This is a genomic window from Pseudoduganella sp. GW821-FHT12E03, assembly GCF_058807115.1.
Genome location: NZ_JBXAQJ010000003.1, coordinates 466,973 through 493,128 on the forward strand (window position 1 = coordinate 466,973; position 26,156 = coordinate 493,128).

Below are 26,156 nucleotides of genomic sequence, written 5' to 3' on the forward strand. Positions count from 1 at the left end.
TCCTGCGGAAACCGCCCTACGTGATCAGCGGCAATCAGTGGGGAAAAGCGGTGGCGGTGCGGGGGCGGCGCAATTCGTGGGCAAACGCGGTGTTCCACGCATCGAGGCCGCCATGCAGGGGCCGCGCATAAGCATAACCCTGGGCAAACATTTGCTTGGCTACATGCGCCGCCGTGACGTCGTTGGGGCAGCTGCAATACACGATGATGTGGCGGTCTTTCGGCAGCGCCTGCAGCACGCTGGACAAGTCGCCATTGACCAGCAAGGCGCCCGGCACGGCCGGCTCCAGCGATTGCGCGGTGGCGCTGCGGGCGTCGACCAGGACGGGCTCATGGCCGTCAAGCAGCAATTGCTTCAATTCGTCGACCGTGATGCGCTCCATTTGCACGGCTTGCTGGAAGCGCTTGCGTTCGACATATTTGTACAGCACAAACAGCGCCAGCAAGGCGCCCAGCACGCCCAGCGCCGTGCTGCCCATGGTCGACAAGGTATCGAGCACCTGGTCGATACTGGCGCTGAAATACGCGCCAATGGCGATGCCGCTGCCGCTCCACAGCAAGCCGCCCGGCACGGAAAAGCCGAGGAAGCGCGGATAGCTGGTGCCCATCGCGCCGGACATTGGCGGCGCAATGGTGTTGAAGCCGGGAATGAATTTGGCGACCAGCAGCGATTTCGGGCCCCAGCGGCGGAAATTGTCCTCGGTCTGGCTGACGCAGTAATCAGGCGACAGGGAAATACGGCACAGCAGCTTGAGGATGCGCTTGCCATACCGGCGGCCGGCGCGGAACCAGAAAAAGTCGCTGATGGAACAGGCCAGCAAGGCGGCGGCCAACACGCCGGCCCAGTGCAATTCGCCCCCAGCGGCCAACGCACCGGCCACGATCAACAGGGGAAACGCGGGAATCGGCAGTCCCATCTGTTCGATGAGGACCACGGCGAACACGATCAGTACGCCATATTCCTGTAGCAGTGTCAGTAAGCTCGCCATGATTCCAATATGTTATATGAAATCCGGCCGCCCGGCAGACGCGCCACCTGGAACCGCCGCCAGCAATTCCCGCGTGTACGGGTGCCGCGGGTTGCGGTACAGGGTTTCAACATCCCCCTGCTCCATCACCTCGCCCTGCCGCATCACCAGCACCTGGTCCGCCATGTGGCGCACCACGGACAAGTCGTGGGAAATAAAGATGTACGACAATCCGTATTCCTGCTGCAAGTCCAGCAGCAAATTGAGCACCTGGGCCTGCACCGACACATCGAGCGCCGACACGGATTCATCGCACACCAGGATTTCCGGCCGCAGCGCCAGGCAGCGCGCAATGGCGATGCGCTGCCGCTGGCCACCGGAAAATTCATGCGGCCAGCGCTGCAGCGCCGTGCGCGGCAGGCCCACCTTGTCCAGCAGTTCAAGCGCCATACGGGTGCGCTCCGCGTCGCCGGCGCCAATGCCGTGCAATTGCATGGGTTCCAGCAAAATCTGGCCGACCGTGAAACGGGGATTGAGCGAAGCGTACGGATTCTGGAACACGATCTGCATGCGCCGGCGGTACGGCTGGAATGCCCTGGCGGACAGCCCCAGCACATCGCACCCATCGACCAGCACGCGGCCACTGCTGGCCTGGTGCAGCCGCAGCAAGGTCAGGCCCAGCGTGCTCTTGCCGCTGCCGGACTCCCCCACCACACCCAGCGTGGCGCCGCGCGCCAGCGTAAACGACACGTTGTGGACGGCGGGGAAAGCACGCTTGCCAAACCAGCCCTCGCGCACGTCGAAGTGCTTGCAGAGCCGTTCAACGGCCAGCACCACGTCGCCATGCTGTCCTCGCACAGGGCGCTGCGGCGGGCCGCCGGCCGGCGCTGCGTCGCCGGTCTCCCCTGGCCCCTGGGGCCGCGCCATGTCAGCCGCCCCGCCCTCCATCAGGTCGGCAAGGACGGGCAGGCGCCACGGCCGTCCTTCGGCCGGCGGCCGGCATTGCAGCAGCGCCCGCGTGTAGGGGTCGCGCGGCTGCGCCAGCACGTCGCGCGCCGGTCCCGCTTCGCGTACCACGCCATTGCGCATGACGATGACGTCATCGGCAATCTCACTTACCAGCGCCAGGTCGTGCGTGATGAACAGCACCGCCATGCCGTGGGCTTTTTGCAGGCGCGCGATCAATGCCATGATTTGTTTTTGCACGGTGACATCAAGCGCCGTGGTCGGTTCATCGGCAATCAACAGGCGCGGCGCGCACGCGATCGCCATTGCAATCATCACGCGCTGCTGCTGGCCGCCGGACAGCTGGTGCGGATAGGCATCGATGCGGCGTTCCGGCTCGGGAATGCCGACTTCGTCCAGCAGCGCCAGGGTGCGTTCGCGCGCAGCACGCCCTTTTAGCCCCAAGTGCCGCGCCAGCACTTCGCCGATCTGGTAGCCAGCCGTCAGCACGGGATTGAGCGATGACATCGGCTCCTGGAAAATCATCGCGATCTCCTTGCCGCACAGCGCGCGCCGCGCGGCCGGCGCCAGCGCCAGCAGGTCAACCCCATCGAACAGGATGCGGCTGGCCGGATCGACCAAAACGGACTCCGGCGGCAGCAGCCCCATCGCCGCCAGCGCCGTCACCGACTTGCCGCTGCCGGACTCCCCCACCAGCGCCACCGTGCGGTTGCGCGGCACGGCCAGCGACACGCCGCTGACGGCCGGCGCCGGCGCCGCCCGCCCGGCGCGGAACGCCACGGTCAAATCGCGCACCTCCAGTAACGGCCGCTCCACTGGCGCGGATTCAGTTGGAGTCGCGCCAGCCGTCATCGCCATGCCGTCCGCAGTCGCCGCGGCCTTATCCGATCCCGCCCCGCTCATCGCGTCCCCACCTTCGGATCCAGCGCATCGCGCATGGCGTCGGTCAGCAACGACAACGCCGTCACCAGCAACACCATGCCCCCACTGGCGGCCGCCAGTTGCCACCACTTGCCCAGCAACAGTTCCTGTTGTGCCTCATTGAGCATCGAGCCCCAGCTGACATCACCCACCGGCACACCGAAGCCAAGGAAGGACAGGATCACTTCGGCCTTGATGAAGCCCACCGCGAGGATCGCCAGCTGCACCAGCGCCACGTGGCTGGTATTGGGAAATATGTGGTGCACCATGCGGCGCCAGTCGGACGCGCCGATCGCCTGCGCCGCCAGCACGTAATCGCGCGCCTTGTGTTTCAGGTATTCCGCGCGCATCAGGCGATAAGGCCCGGTCCATCCGGTCAGCCCCAGGATCAGCACGATGGTGGCGACACCCTTTTGCTGCAGCACCGCCGCCACGGCCAGGATCATCAGGATCGCCGGGATGGCGGTGAACACGCTGTAAAACCAGTTGAAGGCGTCATCGAGCCAGCCGCCGTAATAACCGGCTAGCGCGCCGCACACCGTGCCCAGCGTCACGGCCAGCACGGCCGCCGCCAGTCCCACCACCACCGATGTCTGCGCGCCCTTGATGGTTTTCTTGACGATGTCGTGGCCCCATTTATCGGCACCGAATAGCAGGGACGCCTTGCGTGCGCCGCCTGCCGCGTCCGCCAGCGTGCCGCCGCCGCGCAGCGCCGCGCGCAGTACCGCAATCTCATCCGCCAGCGGATCGAAGTCATTGGATGGCAAGGCGGCGGAGTGCGCGGGCGCCAGCGCCGCAGTGGTGGCCGCCCCGGCCACCAGCGACGGTGGCGCATAGCTGACCGCCACTTCCGCCTCCCAGTCCGCCGCCACCAGTCCGAGCCAGGACAATGCCGCCAGCACGATAAAGCCCGCGACGACGGCCAGCGCCGCCATCGCCACGCGGTCGCCGCACAAACGGCGCCACGCCATGCTCCATAACGCATTCATGCCGGCGTCCTCATTGCAGCCGCACGCGCGGATCAAGCGCCTGGTACAGCAAGTCCGCCAGCAAATTAAAGACCATGGTGGCGGCCGCCACGCAGACCGTGACAGCCTTGATGACGGGGAAATCGCTGCGCTCCACCGCCAGGATCACTTCGCGGCCGATACCGGGGATGCCAAAAAACCGCTCCAGCAAAAAGGCGCCGATCAACAGTGCCGGCAACCCCGCCATCACGTGCGTCAAGACCGGGATGGCGGCATTGCGCAGCACGTGCACCCACAGCACGCGCCGCTCCGGCAAGCCCTTGGCGCGCGCCGTGCGCACATAATCCTGCTGCACTTCTTCCAGCATGAAGCTGCGGTACAGGCGCAGGGTCGGCGCCACCGACACCGCGAGACCGATCAGCACCGGCAGCGCCGCATAGCGCAGTAAATTCCCGCCCAGGCTGTCGCCCCAGCCCTGCACCGGAAACAGGCCGAGGCGGTATGCCAGGCCATACTGGAACACCATGATGTAGACCAGGATGCTGACCGACATCGCGGCCGTACAGACCAGCATGACGGCGCGGTCCGTCAGGCTGCCACGCACGCGCGCGACGGCGAGCGCCAGCGCAATGCCCAGCAGGGTTTCCAGAATGGTCAGCGGCAGCAGCACTGTCAGCGACGGCCCCAGCCGCGAAGCGATGATCGCCGACACGGCTTCCCCCGTGGCCCAGCTGTTGCCGAAGTCAAAGGTCACCACCTGGCGCAGAAAAATGCCCAGCTGGATGGGATATGGCTGGTCCACGCCCAGCTGGCGGCGGATATTCGCAATGGCGTCCGCATCGGCCATCTTGCCGGCCAGGATATAGGCGGGATCGCCGCCCACCCAGTTAAACAGGATAAATACCAGCAATACCACGCCCAGCATGGTCGGCGCCATTTGCCACAAGCGCCGCACGATATAAGCCCCCATCCCAGCTCCCTTCCGCCACTGAGGCGCCATCATGCCTGCAGGCCGCCACACGGGGCAAGCCGTGCCGTGCGGAGGTGCTTAAACCTGCATAGCTGTGGCCAAAAAGTAACGCCATCAACACATTGTTACATTTCTCCACAAATGGACATTTCGCGAATTTAGCTTATAAATGCGGCGACTTTAAGACAAATGCCGGACTTCTCGCCGCCGATCCCCCAGCTTTCGGCGCGGCATACGGGATGTCCTTACCTTGACACCATTTGCGCACGGGAGCCTACTGCGAGTCATTGAGCAAACAACAAGGTTGCTCGAGTCCATTGAGTCCATTGAGTTCTGATTCCCACCCCAGTTGGAGGTTTTAAAGCATGATGATGGAAACTGTAATGTCCCGTTCCGTGCGCCTGGTGTTTGCCGGCGGCGCGGTAGCGGCAAGTATGCTGGCCGTACCGGCCATGGCACAGGATACGTCGATTCAGCGTGTCGAAATTACCGGCTCAAGCATCAAACGCGCGTCGGCGGAAACCGCTTCGCCAGTGCAAGTGATCAGCCGCGAAGACTTGGCAAAATCGGGCAAGAGCACCGTTGCCGACTACCTGCAAACCCTGACCTCCGACGGCGCCGGTTCGCTGCCGACCGGTTTCGGCAACGGCTTTGCCGCAGGCTCCACCGCGATTTCGCTGCGCGGCCTGGGCGCCACTTCCACGCTGGTGCTGTTGAATGGCCGCCGCATGGCGCCATTCGCCCGCGCCGACGACGGCACCAAGACCTTCACCGACTTGTCCACTGTTCCGATGGAAGCGGTGGAACGCATCGAAGTGCTGAAAGACGGCGCTTCGTCGACCTATGGCGCGGACGCCGTGGCCGGCGTGGTCAACGTGATCTTGCGTAAAGACCTGGTGGGCGGCATCGCCAAAATCACCGGCGGCACCTCGAAATATTCCGACAACGAACAGGGCAAGGCATCGCTGACCTGGGGCACCGGTTCGCTGGATTCGGACCGCTACAACATCTTGCTGAACGCGGAAGTCTACAAAAACAATGAATTGATGAACAAGGACCGCGCCGACCGCGGCTGGATCGGCGACGCCGACCTGCGCCCGTTCGGCTACTCGCTGACCGGTTCGCAATTCCTGGCCGGCGACATCCGCGGTGGCGTGGCCGGCGCCAACCCGGTCGGTGCGATCCGCAATCCGACGACCTTGGCCTACACCTACCTGCCGGGCTGCGAAACGCTCTCCAAGTCCGTGCAAGTGGCTGGCAATGGCTGCGTCTGGGGCCAGGACCAGTTCCGTTCGATGCAGCCGGCCATCAAGGGCCACAACCTGTACTCGCGCGGTACCTTCAACGTCAACGATGATCACCAGATCTATGCGGAAGCCGGCTGGTCCAAGCGCGACACGCACTTCACACTGACCCCGCCATCGATCACCCCGACCGTCGTGTCGCCCACCACCGTGACCGGCTGGGGCACCCTGATGACGATCGGCGCCGCCCACCCGCAAAACCCGTTCGGCGCCACGGCCCGTATCCGCTACTCGGCGTTCGATGTGGGCGCATCGACCCGCTACGCCAACAACGAGTTCAAGCGTTTTGTACTGGGCGCCAAGGGCAATCTGGCCGGCTGGGATTACGACACGGCCATCACGTATTCGGATTCGGCATTGGACCTGACGTACACCAACATGCTGAACATGAAGAACCTGCAGCAGGCGCTGAACAATCCAGCCAGCTCGCTGTTCCCGTACTACATCGGCGCGCAAGCATCGAAGAACCCGGCCAGCCTGTACGACGCGATCCGCTGGACCGCCCGTTCGCACTCGACCACGTCGCTGGCCACCATCGACTTCAAGGCGTCGCGTGAACTGTTCGAGCTGCCAGGCGGCAAAATGGGCCTGGCATGGGGTGTCGAACACCGCCACGAGAAAGTCAGCAATCCATCGCTGTCCGGCACCGAAGACGGCACCATCAATGCCTCGTACGTGTCGACCTTCGGCGACACCAAGATCGACGCGATCTTCGCCGAGATTGCCGCGCCGGTCTTGAAGGGCGTGGAGCTGAATGCCGCGCTGCGCTACGACAAATACAAGAACTTCAATTCGAGCACGCCGAAACTGGGCGCCAAGTGGACCCCGACCAAGACCTTCGCCCTGCGCGGCACGTACTCGGAAGGTTTCCGCGCACCAGGTCCTGCTGAAAACAGCCCGCTGTCGCAATCGGCTGGTTCCGCACCGGTCTCCGACCCGATCCGCTGCCCTGGCGGCAAACCAGCCGCCGGCGGCGCCACCACCGCCGATTGCTCGATTACCGTGGCAGGCGTAAAAGTGGGCAATCCGAACCTGCAGCCGGAAAAATCGAAAGGCCACACGCTGGGCATTGTGTGGGATCCGTTCAACGGCACCTCGCTGGCGATTGACGCCTTCAAGCTGAAGCGTAGCAACGAGATCAACCAGGTGGCCTTCGCTGAAGCAGCGGCCCTGCCAGGCGCGCTGCGTTCGGATAACAACCTGGTGGTGAACGGCGTGGTGACGCCGAACTCCGGCACCCTGCTGGTGATCAATGCGCCATACCGCAACGCCAACTACACGGAAATCAAGGGTGTGGATGTGGACGTCAAACAGCGCTTCCAGCTGGGCGACATGGGCCGCGCCACCCTGGGCCTGACCTGGACCCACATTGACTCCTGGCTGCGGGTGGATTCGACCCGTTCGTTCCAGTACGCCGGCACCCACGGCAACTGCGACACGTCGAACTGCGCCGGTACGCCGAAAGACAAGGTCAACATGACCGCGTCGTGGGACAAGGCTGACTGGAACGTGACCGGCACGCTGAACTACCGTTCGAAGATGAGCAACCTGGGCGAAGCATCGGATACGTCCTGCGCCAACACCTTCGCCGATGGCACCCCAGCGCCATTCGGTTGCAAACTGGCTTCGTTCACGACGCTTGACTTGTCGGCCCGCTACAACTTCAGCAAGTCGCTGCAGATCTCCGGTTCGATCTCCAACCTGTTCGACAAAGTCGCCCCGCTCGACCCGCTGACCTACGGCGGCATGAGCTACAACCCGATGGACGCCTCGGGCGCCATCGGCCGCTACTTCAAGGCCAGCGTGACGTACCGCTTCTGATCACGTAGCACAACAGGAAGTGTAAACAGGCCGGTCGCAAGACCGGCCTTTTTTTCGCCCCGGCGCCCCCCAGTGGGGTCAGGCGTGCATTGATGCACAACTCTTGCGGGGTCAGGCGTGCATTGATGCACTTGGAAACCGGGGAAACCCAGCAACAGCAGGCCGGCCGCCAACGTCGCGCATAAAACCAGGCAACCCGGCGGCCAACCGCTCACGAAAGTCCGCCCCCCGCCCCCGTCCCGAAACCCCTTCCCCCCGCCGTTGCTGGCGGTCCGCGTCAGATGGTGCCGATTGCGCGGCTGGGAATGCATGAATGCACGCCTGACCCCACGTGGTTTATGCACGAACGCACGCCTGACCCCACAAAAAAAAACCTCCGGCGAACCGGAGGTTTTTTGGAGGCTGGCTACTGATTAGTACTTGTAGTTGGCGCTCAGGTAGAACGTGCGGCCGATCGAGCTGGCGTAGCGTGGGTCGTAGCCCAGCTGGTGCGAACCGGTGTTACGCAGCGACAGTGGCGGCGTGCGGTCGGCCAGGTTGATGATGCCGGCGGTCAGTTCCAGGTTCTTCATCAACTTGTACTGGGTCTGCCAGTCCAAGGTGGTGTAGCTTGGCACTTCCAGCTGCACGTCCACGCAATCGCCCGCCGCGTCGTTGGTGTTAACCGCGCAGTTGTCGATGTCGTGGTGCTTGTCCTTGTAACCGTTCTTGTAGTTGGCGGTCATGGTGTGGGTCCAAGCGCCCATTTCCAGCGTGCCCGACAGCTTCATCGTATTGCGGAACTGCACTGCCGCGTCCGAACCGTACACGTTCAGGCTGGTTTCCCACTTGTCGTCGGTACCAGGCGTCGTGTAGCGCGACTTCAGCAGGTGGGTACCTGCCAGGCGGCCGGTCAGGCGTGCATCGCCGAACTTGGCGCGGTACATGAAGTCGTAGTCGATACCCTGGTTTTCCTGGCGGCCGATATTGATCGGCGCGTCAATGATCGCCAGCGAATTGATGCCGGTCGATGCCTTGAACTTGCTGGTGTACAGGGCGATGTACTTGTTAGGATCGCCAGCGATCAGCGCCTCGTCCACGCTGGACACGGCGTTGCGGATCTCCACGTTCCACAGGTCCATCTTCAGGCTCAGGTAAGGAGTTGCTTCCCATACCGTACCGATCGACCACTGCTTGGCCTTCTCAGGCTCCAGCTTCGGATTGCCGCCCTGGAACACTTCCAGCTGGGTGGCGCTCGATTCGCAGTACTTGGCCAGTGGGTGGTTCGCCAGGTTGTTCTTCGCGCTCAGCGGGCAAGCGTAGCTGCCGCCGGTCACGCCGAAGTCCACCAGCGGCTGTGCGATTTCCTTCATGGAAGCCACGCGGAAGCCGGTACCCATCGCGGCACGGAACATCAAGTCCTTGGTCGGCTGGAAGCGGGCGCTCAGCTTGTAGGTCGATGCCGACTGGTCTTCACCGGTCGATTTGCCGGTCAGCGCGTCCGTGATCTTGGTGATCTTGTCGTAACGGACCGAACCGGTCACGTCCAGGTTCTTGATGACTGGCACCACCATTTCGGCGAACGCGCCCGCGTTTTTACGCGAGTAGTCGAACGCTGGCTGGTCGTCGTCGAACAGGATTTCCGAGTGGCTCACAGCCGGGTTGCCCGATTGCTTGTAGCTGGTCTTGCGGAAGTCCGCGCCCACACCCAGCTGTGCCTTGCCGGCTGGCAGGGCGAACAGTTCACGCGAACCGTGGGCGTCGACGCCCTTCATCTCGATTTCCGTGTTGCTGTAGTTGCCCACGTAGCCGGTGCCGTTCAGCGCCTTTTTCATCGCTTCCGGCATTTCGCCCAGCGCGTACGGGAACGGATCGATGGTGCCCGCATCCACGGCGGCATTGAACTTGTCAGCCAGTGGGAAGCCGCCCACGTAGTTGGTTGGCGCCTTGTTGCGCGAGAAGGTGAACGCGCCGTTGACGTCCCAGCCTGCCACTGCGCCTTCCACACCGGCCACGATGTTGGCGGTCTTGGAAGCGTAGTCGTAAGCACGGCCGCCCATGTCTTGCAGGCGGTATTTCACGGTCGCGGACGTCATGCCGTTGCGCTGTTCCGCGGTCAGGTATGGGGACACGTATTTCGCGAACAGCGGCGAGGTCTTCTTCAGCGAGAATTCAGCCGGATACGGAGCGATGGTGGCGAAGATGTGCGAATCGTTCAGCGAGATTTCGGTGAAGGCGGTGAAGCCGGTGTTGCCCAGTTTCAGTTTGCCGGCGCCGTAGAAGCTGTCGCGCTTGATTTCCGGCGAGATTTCCACCGAGGTGGTGTAATCGAAATAGCACTGGCCATCGCCCAGGTCGACGTGAGCAGCCGGGCACTTGCCGTTGATCTTCAGGTATGGGTTGACGTTGACGGACTTGGAAGCGCCGGCAGCGTTGTTGTAGCGGATGGTGACGTTCGGCGGAATCGAACGGGACGAGCCGTTGAAGAATTGCAGTGGCTTGCCGGTCTTCGGATCATTGAAATTGATGATACCGGTCTTGGCGAAGTCGCGCTGCGATGCTTTCATGCGCTCTTGTTCCTGGCGGCTGGCCGACAGGAACACGCTCCAGCCGTCGGCTTCCACGTCGCCCCAACCTTTGGCGATGCTGACGGTCTTGTCGCGCGCGCCAGGATGCTGTGGCTTGGAGTACTTGGCGTCGATCGTCAGTGGCGATTCGCCTTTTTTCAGGATGAAGTTGACCACACCGGCAATCGCGTCGGCGCCGTACAGCGCGGAGGCGCCGTCGGTCAGCACTTCGATGCTTTGTACTGCTGACAGGGGGATCGAGTTGATGTCGACCGTGGTGCCGGAGGTGGCAGGCGCAATGCGGCGGCCGTTGACCAGGACCAGCGTGTACGCTTCGCCCACGCCGTGGATCGATGCGGTGGTGATGCCGCCGCCGCTGCCGCCGACCGAGTCAGCCGCCACGGTGAAGCCTTGCATCACAGGCAGTTGCTGCACGAAATCGGTCACCGAGGTGACGCCCGTGCGCGCGATGTCTTTCGCGCTGAACGTTTGCACTGGCAACGATGCTTCAGCGGCGATGCGCTTGATACTCGAACCGGTGATTTCAACACGCTGCATTGGCTGTTCAGCCTGCTGCGCCATGGCGGCATGCATGCCGAATGCGATACCGCCGGCAAAGACCAAGCGTACCGAGCGGGACAATACTTTCTCCAACATCATTTCGACTACTCCCAAAAATAACGCTGCCGGCTGCGCCGGCAGTTGTTTTTTTATTACTTAATGGATAGACGGGGTCGCCGTCATAGAAAAAAGAGCAAAGTTTTTTTCCAGGCGACATCAAATCACTTCGGCTCAAATGGTGTCAATTGTCAAACGGAAGGGAGCCGGGATAGTGGCTTATAAACGTGGTTTTCGTGGCTTTTAAACTACAATTTTGCTGACAATCTTGCAGTTTCCGTATCGTTTTGTTTCATCCTGATAACGAAGCGCAGCCCTCCACGGAACCATGCCCAGGCACGCGCTTCGCATATCCACCACACGTTTCCCTTAAGCAATACACGACATCTTTTCCGGGAAAACCTGAATGCGACTTCATCTCCCTTTTCAGGCGGCGCTGGCGAGGTGCGCTTCCAAACAGATCACGAGTTCATGTAACGTAGGAATTACCCGGTCAATCAGCCCGGCGTCGTTGCCGCTCCGGCATCAGTTCCGGAAGAGTTTAGTCCGTGCGGAAGCGCAGACTGGTGTGCAAATATCCTGCCTATCTCACAAAGCAAAATATATTTGTTTGCTGATTCAATGTCGCGCCGTGGTTTGCCCGATGTTGCGTGAAAACCACCGTTAAATCCACGGCGAATCGACCATCATCCTCCTGCGCTGTCATTTTTACTAGTCTTTTCCCCTCATTCTTTCATTCTGTTACACCTGACTGTTGTTTGTTTGTAACTAGTCTGTTGTGTCGTTGACACACTTTTCCTCCCTATGATTCCATGCTTGCCGGTCACTTATTGATTCATCAATGGGATATAAATTCATCATCAATGAATCATTTAGTACTAGTACATCCGTCTTTTTTGGCAGCAACCGCAAGTGCACCGCTGGTGATTTGCTTAATTTGTAAGGGAACAGACACATGATGAAAGAAAAAGTACTGTCGCGTTCGCTGCGCCTGATGTTCTCGGGCGCCTTGGTGATGGGAATGCTGGCGCCACAAGCCCAGGCCCAGGAAGCCGGCGAAAAGATTACCCGCGTGGAAATCACCGGTTCTTCGATTGCACGTATTGCGAAGGAAGGGGCGCTGCCAGTCCAGATCCTCGGCCAGGAAGAAATCAAGAAGAGCGGTGCCACCACCGCGACTGAACTGATCCAGAATTTGCCAGCGATGCAAGGCTTCGTGCCATCGTCGTCGTCCGTGAACGGCGGCGGCGCCGGCGCCACTACGGCGGCACTGCACTCGCTGCAATCGAAATACACGCTGGTGCTGCTCGATGGCCAGCGCGTTGCACCAGTCGCACTGGGCTCGTCGCAAGGCGGCGGCTATGCTGTGAACATTTCCAGCATCCCGCTGGAAGCCGTGGAACGCGTGGAAATCCTGACCGACGGCGCTTCGGCCCTGTACGGCTCGGACGCGATTGCCGGCGTGGTCAACTTCATCCTGAAGAAAAACAAGACCGACGCCAATGTCTACGCCACGTTCCAAAAACCGGAAACCACCGGCGGCACCAGCTGGTCGGCCGGCATCACCAAGGGTTTCGGCGACCTGGAGAAGGACCGCTTCAACATCCTGATGTCGTATAGCCACGACGAGCAGCGCGTGCTGAAGGCATCGCAGCGTTCGTTCTCGAAGGCAGGCGCCTTCTTCCCGTTCTCCTACGGCGGCAAGAACTACATCTTCGATCAGCGTACCGGCAACACGGAACCCGCCAACATTACCTTCTCGGCCCGTCCGGCAGGCAATCCATCGGCAGCGCCGTCGTCGTACACCATCAACCCGTACTACGCAGCCAATGGCAATTGCGGCGGCCCACTGGCCGGTGTGCAAATCAGTGGCAACGCCACGTCGTGCCGTTTCAACTACGCGGCCACCGTGCAAAACATCCCTGCCAACGAGCGCGACAGCGGCTTGCTGAAGGGTACCCTGAAGATCAATGACAACACCGAGGTATGGGGCGAGGCAGTCCTGTCGCGCTTCCTGATGACCGCGCAGTACGCACCATCGGCACAGCCGATGGGTATCAACGCGACCACCCGCTTCCCGGGCCTGTGGAGCAAATATGTGCAGCCATTCCTGACCGCGAATAACCTGACCGCCACCTCCGGCACCCTGGGTTACCGCTCGGTACTGGTGGGCGGCCGCGCCGACGACTACGAAACCACTGCCCGTCACCTGGCGTTCGGCGTGAAAGGCGATGCCATGGGCTGGGGCTACCACGCCAGCATGGTGATGTCGCGCAGCGTGATCACTGACACGGCGGCCGGCGGCTATTCCGACTTCAACATGCTGAGCGACCTGGTCTCCAAAGGCACCTATGACCTGGTCATGGGCACCGGCGCTGAATCGCTGCGTCCGGCACTGGTGAATGGCACGGAGTTCTCCAAGACCACCTCCACGCTCAATACCGTGAAATTCGGCGCGCAGCACGACGTCATGGATATGGGCGGCGGCATGTCGATCGTGTCGCTGGGCGGTGACTACTCCAAGACCCGCTACCGCACTTCGTACCACGACATGATCTTGTCGCAATCGGGCTTCGACACCCAGCCTGTATCGGCCAACTACCCAGTGGGCGGCAGCTACGGCCAGGTACCGTTCGATGCATCGCGCGACAACTACGGCCTGTTCGGCGAATTGCTGCTGCCGCTGCACCAGACCTTCGAAGCGACCGTCTCCGGCCGCTATGACAAGTACGAAAAAACCCACAGCCGCTGGGTATTCGACACCGCCGCCGATCCGGTGAGCGGTCTGCAGAAGCGTATCGCCAATGCCGACCTGGGCAACACGTTCAACTCGTCGACCTACAAGGCCAGCTTCCGCTGGACCCCGACCAAGAACATCCTGGTACGCGGCGCGTACGGTACCGGCTTCAAGGCGCCGAACATCAACGATATCGCCGGCGCGACCACGTTCAACGGCAGCACCTCGGGTTCCTACGCTTGCCCGTTCCCGGGCTCGGTGGGCTGCCTGCCAGGCAGCGCGCAGTACGACTTGCTGAATGGTCCTAACGGCCTGAGCGGTGCAGCCGGCTTGAAGCCTGAGAAGTCCAAGCAGTGGACCCTGGGTGGCCGTGTTGAACCGATGACCGGCCTGTCGCTGGGCATGGACGTGTGGAATGTCCAGATCAAGAACCAGGTGCTGTCGTCTGGTATCCCTGAAAACGTCGGCTTCGCCAACCCGACCCAGTACGCGCACCTGTTTACCAACCCGTATGCCGACCCGGCTGGTTTCATGACCATCGCGTACAAGCTGCAACCGCTGAACGGCGGCGTGGCGAACTTCCGTGGCCTGGACTGGGACTTCGTCTACCGTAACCGCAACATTGGCTTCGGTTCGCTGACGGCCCAGTGGAATGGTACCTACATGCTGAAGCAGAACTACACCACCGAGCCAAACGGTGCAGTGCTGACCTCGCTGGGCAAGTTCGGACCGGACAATGCCGTCGTATTCCGCCTGCAGACCCACCTGAACCTGACGCTGGATACCGGCCCGTTCACCAATACGCTGAGCGCGCACTTCAAGTCGGGCTACAAGGACCAGCCATATGCTGCGGGCACCTCGGTGTTCCTGGCTAACGCCAACGGTTCGACCGGTGCGACCACCGCCTTCGAAGGCCTGGACGTTCCGTCGTACACCACGTTCGACTGGCAAGGCAAGTACAAGTACAACAAGGCCATCACGATCACCGCAGGCGTTAAAAACCTGTTCGACCGTGAACCACCACGTTCGCTGCAGAACGCCGGTGGCGGTAACCAGATTGGTTACGATGGCCGTTACGCCGACCCGCTGGGCCGTGCGTACTACCTGACCGCTGCTTACCAGTTCTAATACTGGGTTGGACGACATGGGTGCCGGGCCTTCAGGCCGGGCACCCACATAGCAGCAAACCAAGAAGCCTTTCGGAGGAAACTCCGAAAGGCTTTTTTACGTCTTAATCCTCGGCTTTCAGACGGCGCTGACGCACGGCCGCCGCAAGGTTTTCCAGCACTTGCACGCTGGCCTCCCAGTCGATGCAGCCATCGGTAATCGACTGGCCATAGGTCAATTCCTTGCCCGGCACCAGGTCCTGGCGCCCTGCCACCAGGTGTGATTCCACCATCACGCCGACGATGCGCTGGTCGCCGCCCGCGATCTGGCCGGCGATATCGGCGCACACCGGCACCTGGTTTTCCGGTTTCTTCGAGCTGTTGGCGTGCGACGCATCGATCATCAGGCGCGCCGCCAGGCCATAGCCGCCAATCGCCTTGCAGGCTTCATCGACGCTGGCCGCGTCATAGTTCGGCGCCTTGCCGCCGCGCAAGATGATGTGGCAATCCTCGTTGCCGGCTGTTGACACGATGGCCGAGTGGCCGCCCTTTGTGACGGACAGGAAGTGGTGCGGCTGCGAGGCGGCTTTAATCGCTTCCACGGCGATTTTCACGTTGCCGTCGGTGCCGTTCTTGAATCCCACCGGGCACGACAGGCCGGACGCCAGTTCGCGGTGCACTTGCGACTCGGTGGTGCGGGCGCCGATCGCGCCCCAGCTGATCAGGTCGGCGATGTATTGCGGGCTGATCACATCCAGGTATTCGGTACCGGCCGGCAAGCCCAGTTCATTGATGTTGCGCAGCAGTTCGCGCGCCATGCGCAGGCCGTCATTGATGCGGAAGCTGTTGTCCATGTACGGGTCGTTGATCATGCCCTTCCAGCCCACGGTGGTGCGTGGCTTTTCGAAGTACACGCGCATGACGATTTCCAGGTCGCCTTTGAGCTTTTCACGCAGCGGCGCCAGACGGTGCGCATATTCCATGGCCGCTTTCGGATCGTGGATCGAGCACGGGCCGATCACCACCATCAGGCGGTCATCCTGGCCGTGCAGGATGCGATGCAAGGCAATGCGCGCCTCGGCCACGGTCTCGCTGGCGGCGTCGGTGCACGCGAACTCGCGGATCAAATGGGATGGTGGTACCAGTTCCTTCATTTCGCGGATGCGCAAGTCGTCGGTGCGTTGCATGTGGTTTCTCCTGGGTTGATATTATTTCTGGATAAAAAAAAACCGCCTGGGCGGCGGTTTAGTCTGGGTTTGCTGGGATCTCGCTTCTACGTGAACCGGCCGCTACTCCACCGCCTTGGGGTTGGAATTGCTAAAGTAAAAAAAGCCGGTAAAGAAGAAATGGGTCATTACAAATCCGTAAGTATCAAACAACTATAACAACAATCCGCGTCGCCTGGCAAGAGATTTATCGGCTAAAGGCCCAAAATGAAAAATGCCGTTCAGCTTGCGCTGAACGACATTGACGCCTTAGGCTGCGATCAGCTTACGCGATCAGAACCGGTAGGAACCGACGACGTAGAACTGACGACCCAGTGGGTCGGTGTAACGGCCATCGTAGCCCAGCTGGTTGCCGCCGCCAGCGATACGCTGGGAGAACGGAGGCTCGGTGTTCATCAGATTCTTGATACCACCGGTAATGGTCAGGTTCTTGTTGAACTTCCATTTGGTTTGCCAGTCCAGCACGGTGTACGACTTCACATCGCGCTTCACGCCCACGTAGTCGCCCATCGAACCGTCGGTGTTGACTGCGCGAATGGCGCCGTCGTCCTCGGTGATCGGCATGTCATGGTAGCCCGACTTGTACACAGCGGTCAGCGAGTGCGACAGAGCGTCAGACTGACGCCAGGTCACCATACCCTTGGTGATCAAGCGGAACACAACGTCATTGTACGAGTCGAAGCGGCCCACAGAGCCTTTCACCGGTTCGGTCGCCAGCGCCTGCTGGTTCGCCTTCAGCATGTAGGTACCGGTCCAGTTGAAGGTCAGCTTGCCAACGCCGGCATTCATGGCGAAGGTGTGATCCCAATCGATACCTTGGTAATGCGAGCTGGCCAGGTTGAACGGGGTCAGGGACGCCACCAATACGTTTTGTTTCTGGATCGGATCGTAGTACGACGAGAACAAGCTCATGTACTTGGCCGGATTGTTGAACACTTCGTTCTCAGGCAGTTTCTTGATCTGATCCTGGATCTTCACGTCCCACAGGTCAAAGCCAACCGACAGGTTCTTCATCGGCTCGATGCGGAAGCCGATGGTGGCTTGCTTCGAAGTTTCCGGCTTCAGGCCACCGGTACCGGTCAGCGCGTTACCGCCGTCGAGCAGGCCGTATTCAGCGTTTCCGTTGCACAAATTCAGCAGCGGGCCGGAGGTGATCGGGCAAGGATGGAAGCTGGACGAACCGCCGTTCACAATGGGCTTGGTCACGTCGGTCAGGATCGGCGCCTTGAAACCAGTGCCGTAGGATCCGCGCACCAGCACGTTGTTGACCGGACGCCATGCGGCGGACAGCTTGTAGGTGGCTTTCGATGCACTGCTACCTTGGGTGGCTGGCGCGCCCAGCTTGCCCGCGGTGTCGAAGTTCATCTTGTTCTTGACGGCCTCATAGCTGTCATAGCGCAGGTCGCCGGTCACTTCCAGGCCTTTGATCACTGGCACTACCAGCTCGGCAAACGCCCCCCAGTTCTTACGGGACGCGTCGATTGGCAGGGAGCCGGTGCCGCCACCAATGTTGGTGTCGGTCCAGCTAGGCTGCAGGCTGTTCGGACCCATGGCGATGGCGCTTGGATTGTCGATGTACTTCTGGGTCGACATGTCGGCGCCCACTGCCAGCATGGCGGCGCCGCCGCCAGCCTGGAACACTTCGCGCGAACCACGCAGGTTCAGCACATCCAGTTTGGAGGTGGTGACGTCCAGTTCCTGGTGCAACACGGCCGAAGCCAAGACTGCTTTGGTTTCCGCAGTCGGTACGATGAATGGGTTGTAGGTACCTGCTTTCATCAGCGCGTCCAGCTTGTCGCCGGAAGTATAGCCGGCTACAGCGTTGTCGACCGCTTTGTTTTCCGAGTGAACGTAGGCGGTGGTCCAGTCCCAGCCGAAGTGGGTGCCTTCCAGGCCCAGCGCCAGGTGTTTGGCGTTGGTTTCCCAGCCATCGGTACGGCCGCCGGCGTCAACCAGACGCAGGTTCATGGTGGCGGATTGGACTTGGGTCGGATCTACACCCAGTTTCACCAGCGCTGGCACCACGTTGGATTTGAACAGCGCCGAGTTGACGTCCAGGCCCAGCGCCTGTGCCGGTGGCGCGTAACGCGCGGTGCTGGTGAACTTGGAGTACAGGCCTTCGGCGAAGAACCTCAAGTTATCGTTGATCTTGACATTGGCATTGACGAAGAAACCATCGCGCTTCAACTCTGGCAGCAGTTGCACGGTCGAGCCGTAGTTGAACAGGCAGCGGTTGCCAACCTTGAAGGTGTTCGGTGCGCCGCACGAACCGGAGTTGATCAGGCCCGGGTTAAACGAACTAAGGGTTTTGCCCGATGCATCCTTGACAGCCACGTTGCCAGGAATGGAGTTCGACGACAGCATGTACAGTGAATAGTTCTTACCACCGCTGGAGAAGGCATGCACGCCACCCGGTGCGCTAAACGGACGATCCAGTGCATTCAATTCGGACTGGGTATCGTGGCTATAGGACAGCATCACGTTGAAGCCATTCGCTTCGTAATCGCCAAAGCCTTTGGAGATGGCCACGTTCGAGGTCGCACCAGCACTGCCCTTGCTTGGACGGTTGTAGGTCAGCTCGATGCTGGCCTCCTGCGAGTTTTTCTTCAGGATGAAGTTAACCACGCCGGCAATCGCGTCGGAACCGTACAGTGCCGATGCGCCGTCGGTCAGGATTTCCACGCGCTCAACGGCGGACAATGGGATCGAAGCGAGGTTGACGGAAGAACCGGAAGTGTACGGCGCGACACGGCGGCCGTTCAACAGTACCAAGGTGTAGTTGGTGCCGATCGCGTGTACCGAAGCGGTTTGCACGCCGCCGCCGCCACCGTTGACGGAGGTCGAGGAAGTGACGAAACCTTGCATGGAAGGCAGGGTGGCAACCAGGTCCGCCACAGTGGTAGCGCCGGTTTGTTCAATTTGCGCCTTAGACAGCGTTTGAACGGGCAAAGCACCTTCGACAGCGATACGCTTCACAGCGGAACCGGTAATTTCCACGCGCTGCACCGGTGCTTCCGCCGACGTTTGCGCCATCGCAGGCAGCGTAACCCCCATTACCACTCCACCGGCGAAAATCATGCGAACAGACCGGGCCAGGATTGTTTCATTAATCATTATTGATCCTTGTACTGAATTATTATCGTTTATGACGGGCACTTGCTTTATTTAATTTAGCCTTTTAAGCCGCAAGCGATGCCATGGAAACATGATGTTTCAACAAGGTCAATCTGAAAATACACAATTTGTTACGTTGCAACGTTGAGATGAATTTGTTGACAAAATGCGAATTTTTCCCACAAAAAGTTTCTCGTGAGAAATACGCATGGAACGTGCAGAAATTGGCACAACGGGCGGCGGAAAGTGCGCCGCCCGTTGCAGGAGAAGGGGAATTACGGGGAAACTACGGGGAAACCAGCGGGAAAATTAAGCGGTGCCGCCCACCGTCACGCCATCGAGGCGCAAGGTCGGCTGGCCGACGCCGACCGGTACACTCTGGCCTTCCTTGCCGCACACGCCGACGCCGGAATCGAGCTTCATGTCATTGCCGATCATCGAGACGCGGTTCAGCACATCCGGGCCATTGCCGATCAGGGTTGCGCCTTTCACCGGATAGGTGATCTTGCCGTCTTCGATCATGTACGCTTCGCTGGCCGAGAACACGAACTTGCCGTTGGTGATGTCGACCTGGCCGCCGCCGAAGTTCACCGCATACAGCCCGTTTTTCACGGACGCGATGATTTCCTGCGGGTCCTTGTCGCCACCCAACATATAAGTATTGGTCATGCGCGGCATTGGCAAGTGCGCGAACGATTCGCGGCGGGCATTGCCGGTCACCGGCATTTTCATCAGGCGCGCATTCATGGTGTCCTGGATATAGCCTTTCAGGATGCCATCTTCGATCAGGGTGGTGCACTGGGTCGGGTTGCCTTCATCATCGATGTTCAGCGAACCGCGGCGGTCGGCCAAGGTGCCGTCATCGACCACGGTAACGCCCTTGGCCGCCACACGCTCGCCAATGCGGCCGGCGAAGGTCGACGACCCTTTACGGTTGAAATCGCCTTCGAGGCCGTGGCCGATCGCTTCGTGCAGCAGGATGCCGGGCCAGCCCGGGCCCAGCACGACGGTCATCGGACCGGCCGGCGCCGGACGCGCGTCGAGGTTCACGATGGCGGACTGCACCGCATCGTCGGCATAGCTTTCCAGCACATCATCGGTGAAGTACGCATAATCGTAGCGGCCGCCGCCACCGGACGAACCCACTTCGCGGCGGCCATCCTGCTCGGCAATCACGGTCAGCGACACGCGCACCAGCGGGCGGATATCGGCCGCCAGCACGCCATCGCTGCGCACCACCAGCACCACGTCATATTCGCCGGCCAGGCTGGCCATCACTTGCACCACGCGCGGGTCTTTGGCGCGCGCCATTTTTTCAACGCGTTCCAGCAACTTCACCTTGGCGGTCGCGTCGAGCGACGCCAGCGGATCGTTCGGCAGGTACAGCGAGCGGCCGCCCTGGTGGAAGGTCTGCCCCGCCACCTTGACCTTGCCGGAACCGGCGCGGGCAATGGTGCGGGTGGCGGCGGCGGCATCGAGCAGGGCGCGCTCGGAAATTTCATCGGAATAGGAAAACGCGGTTTTCTCGCCGGACACGGCGCGCACGCCGACACCCTGGTCAATCGAGAAACTGCCGGTTTTCACGATGCCTTCTTCCAGGCTCCAGCCTTCGTTTTTCGTGAACTGGAAATACAGGTCGGCGTAATCGACCTTGTGCGTAAACATGCTGCCCAACGCTTTCAGCAGCTTGGCTTCATCCAGTCCGAATGGCGTCAGCAGCAATTCACGCGCGACAGCCAGGGAAGACAGGTTGGGTTCGAATGGGGTCATAGTGGTTGAGGCCTTGTTAGTAGATCCCGCCATTGTATGGCGTATAGGGGGCGCGCGTCACATGGTCCGGTGTTTTAGCGCCGGCAAACTTTCCCGCACCGACGCCATGAACACGGCATCGATCTCGCCGTGCACCACGCCCTCGCCTTCGGCCAGCACGGTTTTGACTTCGCCCCACGGGTCGATCAGCATGCTGTGGCCCCAGGTGCGGCGGCCATTGACGTGTTCGCCGCCCTGCGCCGCCGCCAGCACATAGCACTGGTTTTCAATCGCGCGCGCACGCAACAGCACTTCCCAGTGCGCGCGGCCGGTGGTGTAAGTAAACGCGGCCGGCACCACGATCAGCGACAGCGGCCCCATGGCGCGGAACAACTCGGGGAAGCGCAAGTCATAGCAGACCGACATGCCGACCTTGCCGACCGGCGTGTCCACCACGCCGACGTTGCGGCCCGGCACGATAGTGCGCGCTTCGTCATACGATTCCGTGCCCTTGGTAAAGCCGAACAAGTGGATCTTGTCATAGCGGCCCACGTGCACGCCTTCGCTGTCATAGACCAGCGTGGTGTTGACGACTTTTTCCGGATCACTTGACGCCAGCGGCAAGGTGCCGCCCAGCAGCCAGATACCGTACTGGCGCGCCATAGCCGACATGAAGTCCTGGATCGGGCCCTTGCCCAGCGGTTCGGCCACCTTGACCTTGTCGCTGTCGGACAAGCCCATGATGGCCCAGTATTCCGGCAACAGCACCAGTTTCGCGCCGGTTGCGGCGGCCTGTTCGATCAGGCGGCGCGCGGTGGCGATATTGTCTTCAACCGATGGCGTGGAAACCATCTGGATCGCAGCAACCATGTTCATTGTTTCGCTTCCTTGCGGGTATCGATCTTGGTAATGACGGGCGCCTTCCATGGTCCCGTCACCTGCATTTCATAGGCCAACGCTTTCGACAGCGGCTGGCTGAGGAACAGCTGGGTCAGGAAACTGCCCAGGCCCACCACCGGGTTGACGGCCAGCGCATACATCAGGGGCGCGGTGCCGAAGTTCACTTCCGGCATGACCAGCACGTGCAAATTCGTGGTTTCGTTGGCGATATCGGCCGTTCCCGCCATCATGATGGTGGCGGCCACGCCGTGCATTTTCAAGTTGTCGGTACGGGCCATGCCTTGCTGGATGGCGGCATTGGCGGTGATGCCGTCAAACGCCAGCCCTTCTGAAAACACGTCCTGGAAATCCAGTTTCAGCAAGCGCGGCAGCGCTTGCAAACTCAGCACGCCCAGCAATTTGGCGGCGCCCGGGTCTTGCTTGAGGAACTGGCCTTTGGTCACATCCAGCTTCAACTGGCCCGACAGGCTCGGGATGTCGAACGCATACGGCAAACCTTTCCACGCAATCTCGCCATTCAAGGTGCCCTTGCCATTGCGCAGGGTATCGGTAAAACCGAAACGGTCCAGCAACTTGCCCGCGTTGTGGATATCGAGCTCGAAATTCAGGCTACTCTGGTGCAGCCCATCCTTGCCCACCACCCAGCGCCCTGTCCCTTTCAATTCGCCATCGGCATTCGCCAGCGACAGGCGCGAGACTTTCCATTCATGCGATGCCGGCGCGTTATACGCCTGTAATTCAAGGCGGCCCAGCGGCTTGTTAAACAGTTCGAAGCGTTCCGCCACAATATCGAGCGCGGGCATCACGGCTTGCGAACCCTTGGTTTCCAGCAAATCCTTGACTTCATTGGCCGACGACGACGGGATGATCAGCGACGACAGGCGCGCCGTGACTTTGCCGATGCCCTGCCCCGTCGCACTGGTGTTCCAGGTGATGTAGCCGGCGGCTTGCGGCGACTCCACATTGGCTTGCCAGATGCCTTTCTGGTTGGTGACACCGGCCACCACGTTGTCGAGCTTGCGTTCGCCCAGCACCAGTTCGCCAGCGCGCGCCGCCATCGCATCGATCGTCACATATTGGGCGATATCCGTGCCGGTTGCCGCACCGGCCTGCGGCGCGGCGTTTGGATCCGGCTTGCCGGCGATATGGTCGGCCAGGTCGATCCAGTGGTCGACATTGAGCGCTTTCAGGCTGGCATTCAACGCCAGGCCGCTGTCCGGTTCCGGTGCCGGGACATTGACGCCGATCCCGCCGCGCAGCATTTTCCACGGTCCCTTGTTGACACGCTGTCGCTGGTACGCCGCCGACATGCCGGCGCCCAGCGCAATGCGCAAGTCGTCGTGCATGACCACATTGCCATTGACTTGCGTGCCGGTATCGCCGGACAGCACGACCCGCAGCGGCAACAGGTCCGGTGCGTTTTTCACCAGCGGCGCGGGGAAGTCCAGGCCCAGTCCGGCCAGGTTGGAATCAATCGTGACCGCGTAATGGTGGTCGCGCGCCACCACCAGGCCGCTGTAGCGGGCGCTGCCATTGATGTGACTGGCCAGGCGCTGCACTTCCGGTGCGGGCCAGGTCTTGCGCAAGCCATCGGCGGTGACAGCCCCGGCCAGCCGCACCTGGATTGAGCCGTCGCGCTGGGAACCGCCCGACACCGCCACCGGGCCGCCGACAAACGCGCCGGACAAGCCATTGAGGTTGACGCCTTTTTCATTGAATTCAATCTTGCCGGTGGCGCCCAGCACGGGTGGCATGTCATGCCACAGGGTCACGTCATTGCCCAGCAATTGCAGCACGCCCAGTACTTTCGAGTCATGCATGTTGGCCAGCGGCAGCCGCAGGCTCAGGCCCAGTTTGGCGTTGCCGGTGGCGGTGGTTTCATCCGTGAAGTGGCCGATCCATTCCAGTACCGGACTGGCCGCCACATAGTGCACATAATCCTGCATCGCGCCCAGCGCCGTGCCATCGATTTCCAGCATGCTGTCGTGGATGGCGAGATCGGGGATCACGGCTTTCACGTTGGCCAGCGCGACATTGCCGGTCACGGCGGTATCGCCACGGATTTCCATCCGCACGCCTTCAAACAGGAAGCTGCCCTTGATCTTGTCGGCCACCGGCCACAGCGGCGACTTGCCATCCTTGGCATAGAAGCCGGGATCGTAATTCAGACGGCCATTGTGGATGCGGCCGCCGATCTTGAATTCACCCTTGGCCTTGTCGGCGAAGGGGAAATGCGCGAGGTCGCCCCGCAGGCGCAAGTGCACATCGTCCGCGCGCCCCTCTTCCAGCGCGCCCGTCAGCCAGTGCCGCAAATGTTCGGGCGTGGCCACCGGCAGGTAGCGGCCGATTTTTTTCACGTCAAAGCCATCGAGCTTGCCGGTGAAGTCCGCCACGCCGGCGCTTTTGCCATCGAGCGGCACCACGTGTTTGCCAGTCAGCGACCCGGTTAGCCCTTCCTGGCTGAAGACCAGGTTATCGACGTCGACTTTCAAGCGCTCATTGCCGTCAAACGACCAGCTGAACTTGCCATTGAGGCGGTCGAACGGCATGTTGGCATCAGCAAAGTAGTCGGGCATGCGCAGCACCGATTTGTCCGCGTCGAGCGTGAAGTTGCCCCCTTTTTCACTGGCTTCCAGGGTGCCGGACAAGCCGTCAAAGCCCGGCAGCGCCGGCATGCCGCGCACCGCCGGCGCATGGGCGGATTTCGGCACCGGCAGGCGCGCCGCGCGCGGCTTCATGCCCAGGTGGTCGAGCCGGCCCTTGATCAGGTAAGCATTCAGGGCCGGATAGGCGCCATACCAGGTGGCGGTCACGTCGATCAGCTTGCCGGTCGGGTCGACGTCGGCCAATACCTGGCGCTGCTGCGCGGACAAGGGCAAATGCGCGGCCAGCGCGGCCAGCACCTGTAAATCCAGCACGCTGGCCGACACTTCCATGCGTTCCGGCGATTTTTTCGTGGCGGCGGCAAAGCGTTCCGACAAATTGGTCGGCGCCATCACCAGGCCGTCGCGCGTTTTCAAGGAAAAGTTGGTCAGGGTCACGGAATGGCCCAGCGCGCCAAACGCGGGCTGGCCGCTTTGCAGGGCGGCCGGGATTTCTTCACGGGCGGAAATGCGGCCCTGCACCTGTTCCAGGTCCAGCGCGGGCAAGCCCGGCGCCAGGGTCGCCGTCACATCCTGCAGGCCGACATCTGCGGTAAACGCGGCCAGCTTGGCATGGTCCAGCCGCACCCAGGCACGCACCGACCCCGTGGCCGAGTGCACGTCGAGCGGATAATTGACGTGGGTTTTCCATGCGGCCAGGTCGGCTTTTTGCACGTCGGCGTAAATTTCGCCCTGCCACAGGCGCACGTCGGACGGGCGCTGTGCAAAAGTCGGGTGCACGAAGTCGGCGCGCACATCGATGGGGCCGCCGAGGTTGGGGCCGGCAAGGTCCGGGCCGCCGAGGTTCGCTTCGGCGCGGCCGGGGGCGACCGTTCCCTGTGACGGCGTCGCCTGCAGCGCCACGCGGTGGCGGCGCCACTGGTTGCGCAGCACCAGGTTCATATTACTCAGCGACAGCGTAGGTTTGCCGCGCATTTGATCGGTCCAGTCCAGCCGGCCTTCGCGGATGACAATTTCCTGCTGCGCCAGCAGCCAGTCCGCGCCCTTGCCATCCCCCTTGCGGTCGAGGTCGATGTATACGCCCGCCACATACAGTTTGCCGTCTTCGGCGCGCCGCACTTCGAGGTTGGGCCGGATCAGTTCCAGCGAACGGAAACGCACATCGAGCGCCGCCACGCTCCACCACGACAGGGTCGCCGACACGCTGGGCAGCGCCAGCACCTGGTGGCCGCCCTTGTCGCGCAGGCGCATGTCGCCCAGGAACAGGGTCGGGTGCAGGCCGGTCCAGGAAGCGTAAACGCGGTCGATGGTGACGGGATTGCCGAGCGCCTGGCTGGCCATCTTTTCTATATCGGCCTTGTAATGGTCGATATTGGGCAGCACCAGGTAGCGCAACGACAGGAACAGGATGCCAAATGCGAAGTACAGCACCAGCGCCAGCTTTAAAGTGAAGCCCAGCACGTGGTGGGTGGCCAGGTTGCAGACCCGATAAGCCGCACGAAGCCGTTGCCAGCGCACAGCCAGGGGCATGCTGCCGGTCTCGGGTACTGCTGGCGGTTTTTGCATCAATACGCTAATAATTCAAGTCCGGCTTGTTATAAATCGCTAAAATCGTTTGTGACTTCCGCCATAAGTTGTCA

The 26,156-nt window shown here is 61.4% G+C and carries 12 protein-coding genes; 2 read left to right on the top strand and 10 right to left on the bottom strand.

The genetic code is table 11. The features are described 5' to 3' along the window. Window positions 1–34 precede the first annotated feature (34 nt). Genes AC1RRC_RS09915 through AC1RRC_RS09930 form a run of 4 tightly spaced genes read right to left on the bottom strand, consistent with a single transcriptional unit; the run spans window position 35 to window position 4,792 of the window. The gene (locus AC1RRC_RS09915; protein ID WP_493055287.1) at window positions 35–988 is read right to left on the bottom strand and encodes a VTT domain-containing protein; all 954 of its coding nucleotides are present in this window, start codon (window positions 986–988) and stop codon (window positions 35–37) included. Window positions 989–1,000: 12 nt separating this feature from the next. Next, the gene (locus AC1RRC_RS09920; protein ID WP_493055514.1) at window positions 1,001–2,785 is read right to left on the bottom strand and encodes an ABC transporter ATP-binding protein; all 1,785 of its coding nucleotides are present in this window, start codon (window positions 2,783–2,785) and stop codon (window positions 1,001–1,003) included. A 47-nt stretch (window positions 2,786–2,832) separates the two neighbouring features. After that, a complete protein-coding gene (locus AC1RRC_RS09925) occupies window positions 2,833–3,843 on the bottom strand; it encodes an ABC transporter permease (RefSeq protein ID WP_493055288.1) in 1,011 nt (336 codons plus the stop codon). Between the two features lie 10 nt (window positions 3,844–3,853). Further along, window positions 3,854–4,792 (bottom strand): ABC transporter permease, encoded by a 939-nt coding sequence (locus AC1RRC_RS09930; protein WP_493055289.1) that lies wholly within the window; start codon window positions 4,790–4,792, stop codon window positions 3,854–3,856. A 383-nt stretch (window positions 4,793–5,175) separates the two neighbouring features. On the opposite strand from AC1RRC_RS09930, the gene AC1RRC_RS09935 reads away from it, so the two are divergent. Continuing rightward, window positions 5,176–7,917, top strand: a complete 2,742-nt coding sequence (locus tag AC1RRC_RS09935; protein WP_493055290.1) for a TonB-dependent receptor — start codon at window positions 5,176–5,178, stop codon at window positions 7,915–7,917. Between the two features lie 413 nt (window positions 7,918–8,330). On the opposite strand, the gene AC1RRC_RS09940 is transcribed toward AC1RRC_RS09935, so the two are convergent. Beyond that, window positions 8,331–11,123, bottom strand: coding sequence for a TonB-dependent receptor domain-containing protein (locus AC1RRC_RS09940; RefSeq protein ID WP_493055291.1), 2,793 nt, complete (start codon window positions 11,121–11,123; stop codon window positions 8,331–8,333). A gap of 913 nt (window positions 11,124–12,036) precedes the next feature. On the opposite strand from AC1RRC_RS09940, the gene AC1RRC_RS09945 reads away from it, so the two are divergent. Then, entirely contained in the window at window positions 12,037–14,946 is a 2,910-nt protein-coding gene (locus AC1RRC_RS09945; protein WP_493055292.1) for a TonB-dependent receptor domain-containing protein, read from the top strand. A 103-nt stretch (window positions 14,947–15,049) separates the two neighbouring features. Here AC1RRC_RS09945 and aroG read toward each other — a convergent pair whose 3' ends face one another. The 5 genes from aroG to AC1RRC_RS09970 all read right to left on the bottom strand — a co-directional run bounded on the left by aroG (window position 15,050) and on the right by AC1RRC_RS09970 (window position 26,046). Next, window positions 15,050–16,111: a 3-deoxy-7-phosphoheptulonate synthase AroG gene (gene aroG / locus AC1RRC_RS09950; RefSeq protein WP_493055293.1), complete on the bottom strand. Its 1,062-nt coding sequence runs from the start codon at window positions 16,109–16,111 to the stop codon at window positions 15,050–15,052. Window positions 16,112–16,423: 312 nt separating this feature from the next. Beyond that, window positions 16,424–19,204: a TonB-dependent receptor domain-containing protein gene (locus AC1RRC_RS09955; protein WP_493055294.1), complete on the bottom strand. Its 2,781-nt coding sequence runs from the start codon at window positions 19,202–19,204 to the stop codon at window positions 16,424–16,426. A gap of 369 nt (window positions 19,205–19,573) precedes the next feature. Continuing rightward, entirely contained in the window at window positions 19,574–21,034 is a 1,461-nt protein-coding gene (gene tldD / locus AC1RRC_RS09960) for a metalloprotease TldD (RefSeq protein ID WP_493055295.1), read from the bottom strand. 57 nt (window positions 21,035–21,091) lie between these two features. Beyond that, window positions 21,092–21,889 (bottom strand): carbon-nitrogen hydrolase family protein, encoded by a 798-nt coding sequence (locus AC1RRC_RS09965; RefSeq protein WP_493055296.1) that lies wholly within the window; start codon window positions 21,887–21,889, stop codon window positions 21,092–21,094. Next, a complete protein-coding gene (locus tag AC1RRC_RS09970; protein ID WP_493055297.1) occupies window positions 21,886–26,046 on the bottom strand; it encodes a YhdP family protein in 4,161 nt (1,386 codons plus the stop codon). The genes AC1RRC_RS09965 and AC1RRC_RS09970 overlap by 4 nt, the downstream gene beginning before the upstream one ends. Between the last annotated feature and the right edge of the window lie 110 nt (window positions 26,047–26,156).

Bases quoted from the DNA above. Each gene is read 5' to 3' on its own strand.
- AC1RRC_RS09915 (WP_493055287.1), bottom strand. From the start codon at position 988: ATGGCGAGCTTACTGACACTGCTACAGGAATATGGCGTACTGATCGTG.
- AC1RRC_RS09920 (WP_493055514.1), bottom strand. From the start codon at position 2,785: ATGACGGCTGGCGCGACTCCAACTGAATCCGCGCCAGTGGAGCGGCCG.
- AC1RRC_RS09925 (WP_493055288.1), bottom strand. From the start codon at position 3,843: ATGAATGCGTTATGGAGCATGGCGTGGCGCCGTTTGTGCGGCGACCGC.
- AC1RRC_RS09930 (WP_493055289.1), bottom strand. From the start codon at position 4,792: ATGGGGGCTTATATCGTGCGGCGCTTGTGGCAAATGGCGCCGACCATG.
- AC1RRC_RS09935 (WP_493055290.1), top strand. From the start codon at position 5,176: ATGTCCCGTTCCGTGCGCCTGGTGTTTGCCGGCGGCGCGGTAGCGGCA.
- AC1RRC_RS09940 (WP_493055291.1), bottom strand. From the start codon at position 11,123: ATGATGTTGGAGAAAGTATTGTCCCGCTCGGTACGCTTGGTCTTTGCC.
- AC1RRC_RS09945 (WP_493055292.1), top strand. From the start codon at position 12,037: ATGATGAAAGAAAAAGTACTGTCGCGTTCGCTGCGCCTGATGTTCTCG.
- aroG (WP_493055293.1), bottom strand. From the start codon at position 16,111: ATGCAACGCACCGACGACTTGCGCATCCGCGAAATGAAGGAACTGGTA.
- AC1RRC_RS09955 (WP_493055294.1), bottom strand. From the start codon at position 19,204: ATGGGGGTTACGCTGCCTGCGATGGCGCAAACGTCGGCGGAAGCACCG.
- tldD (WP_493055295.1), bottom strand. From the start codon at position 21,034: ATGACCCCATTCGAACCCAACCTGTCTTCCCTGGCTGTCGCGCGTGAA.
- AC1RRC_RS09965 (WP_493055296.1), bottom strand. From the start codon at position 21,889: ATGAACATGGTTGCTGCGATCCAGATGGTTTCCACGCCATCGGTTGAA.
- AC1RRC_RS09970 (WP_493055297.1), bottom strand. From the start codon at position 26,046: ATGCCCCTGGCTGTGCGCTGGCAACGGCTTCGTGCGGCTTATCGGGTC.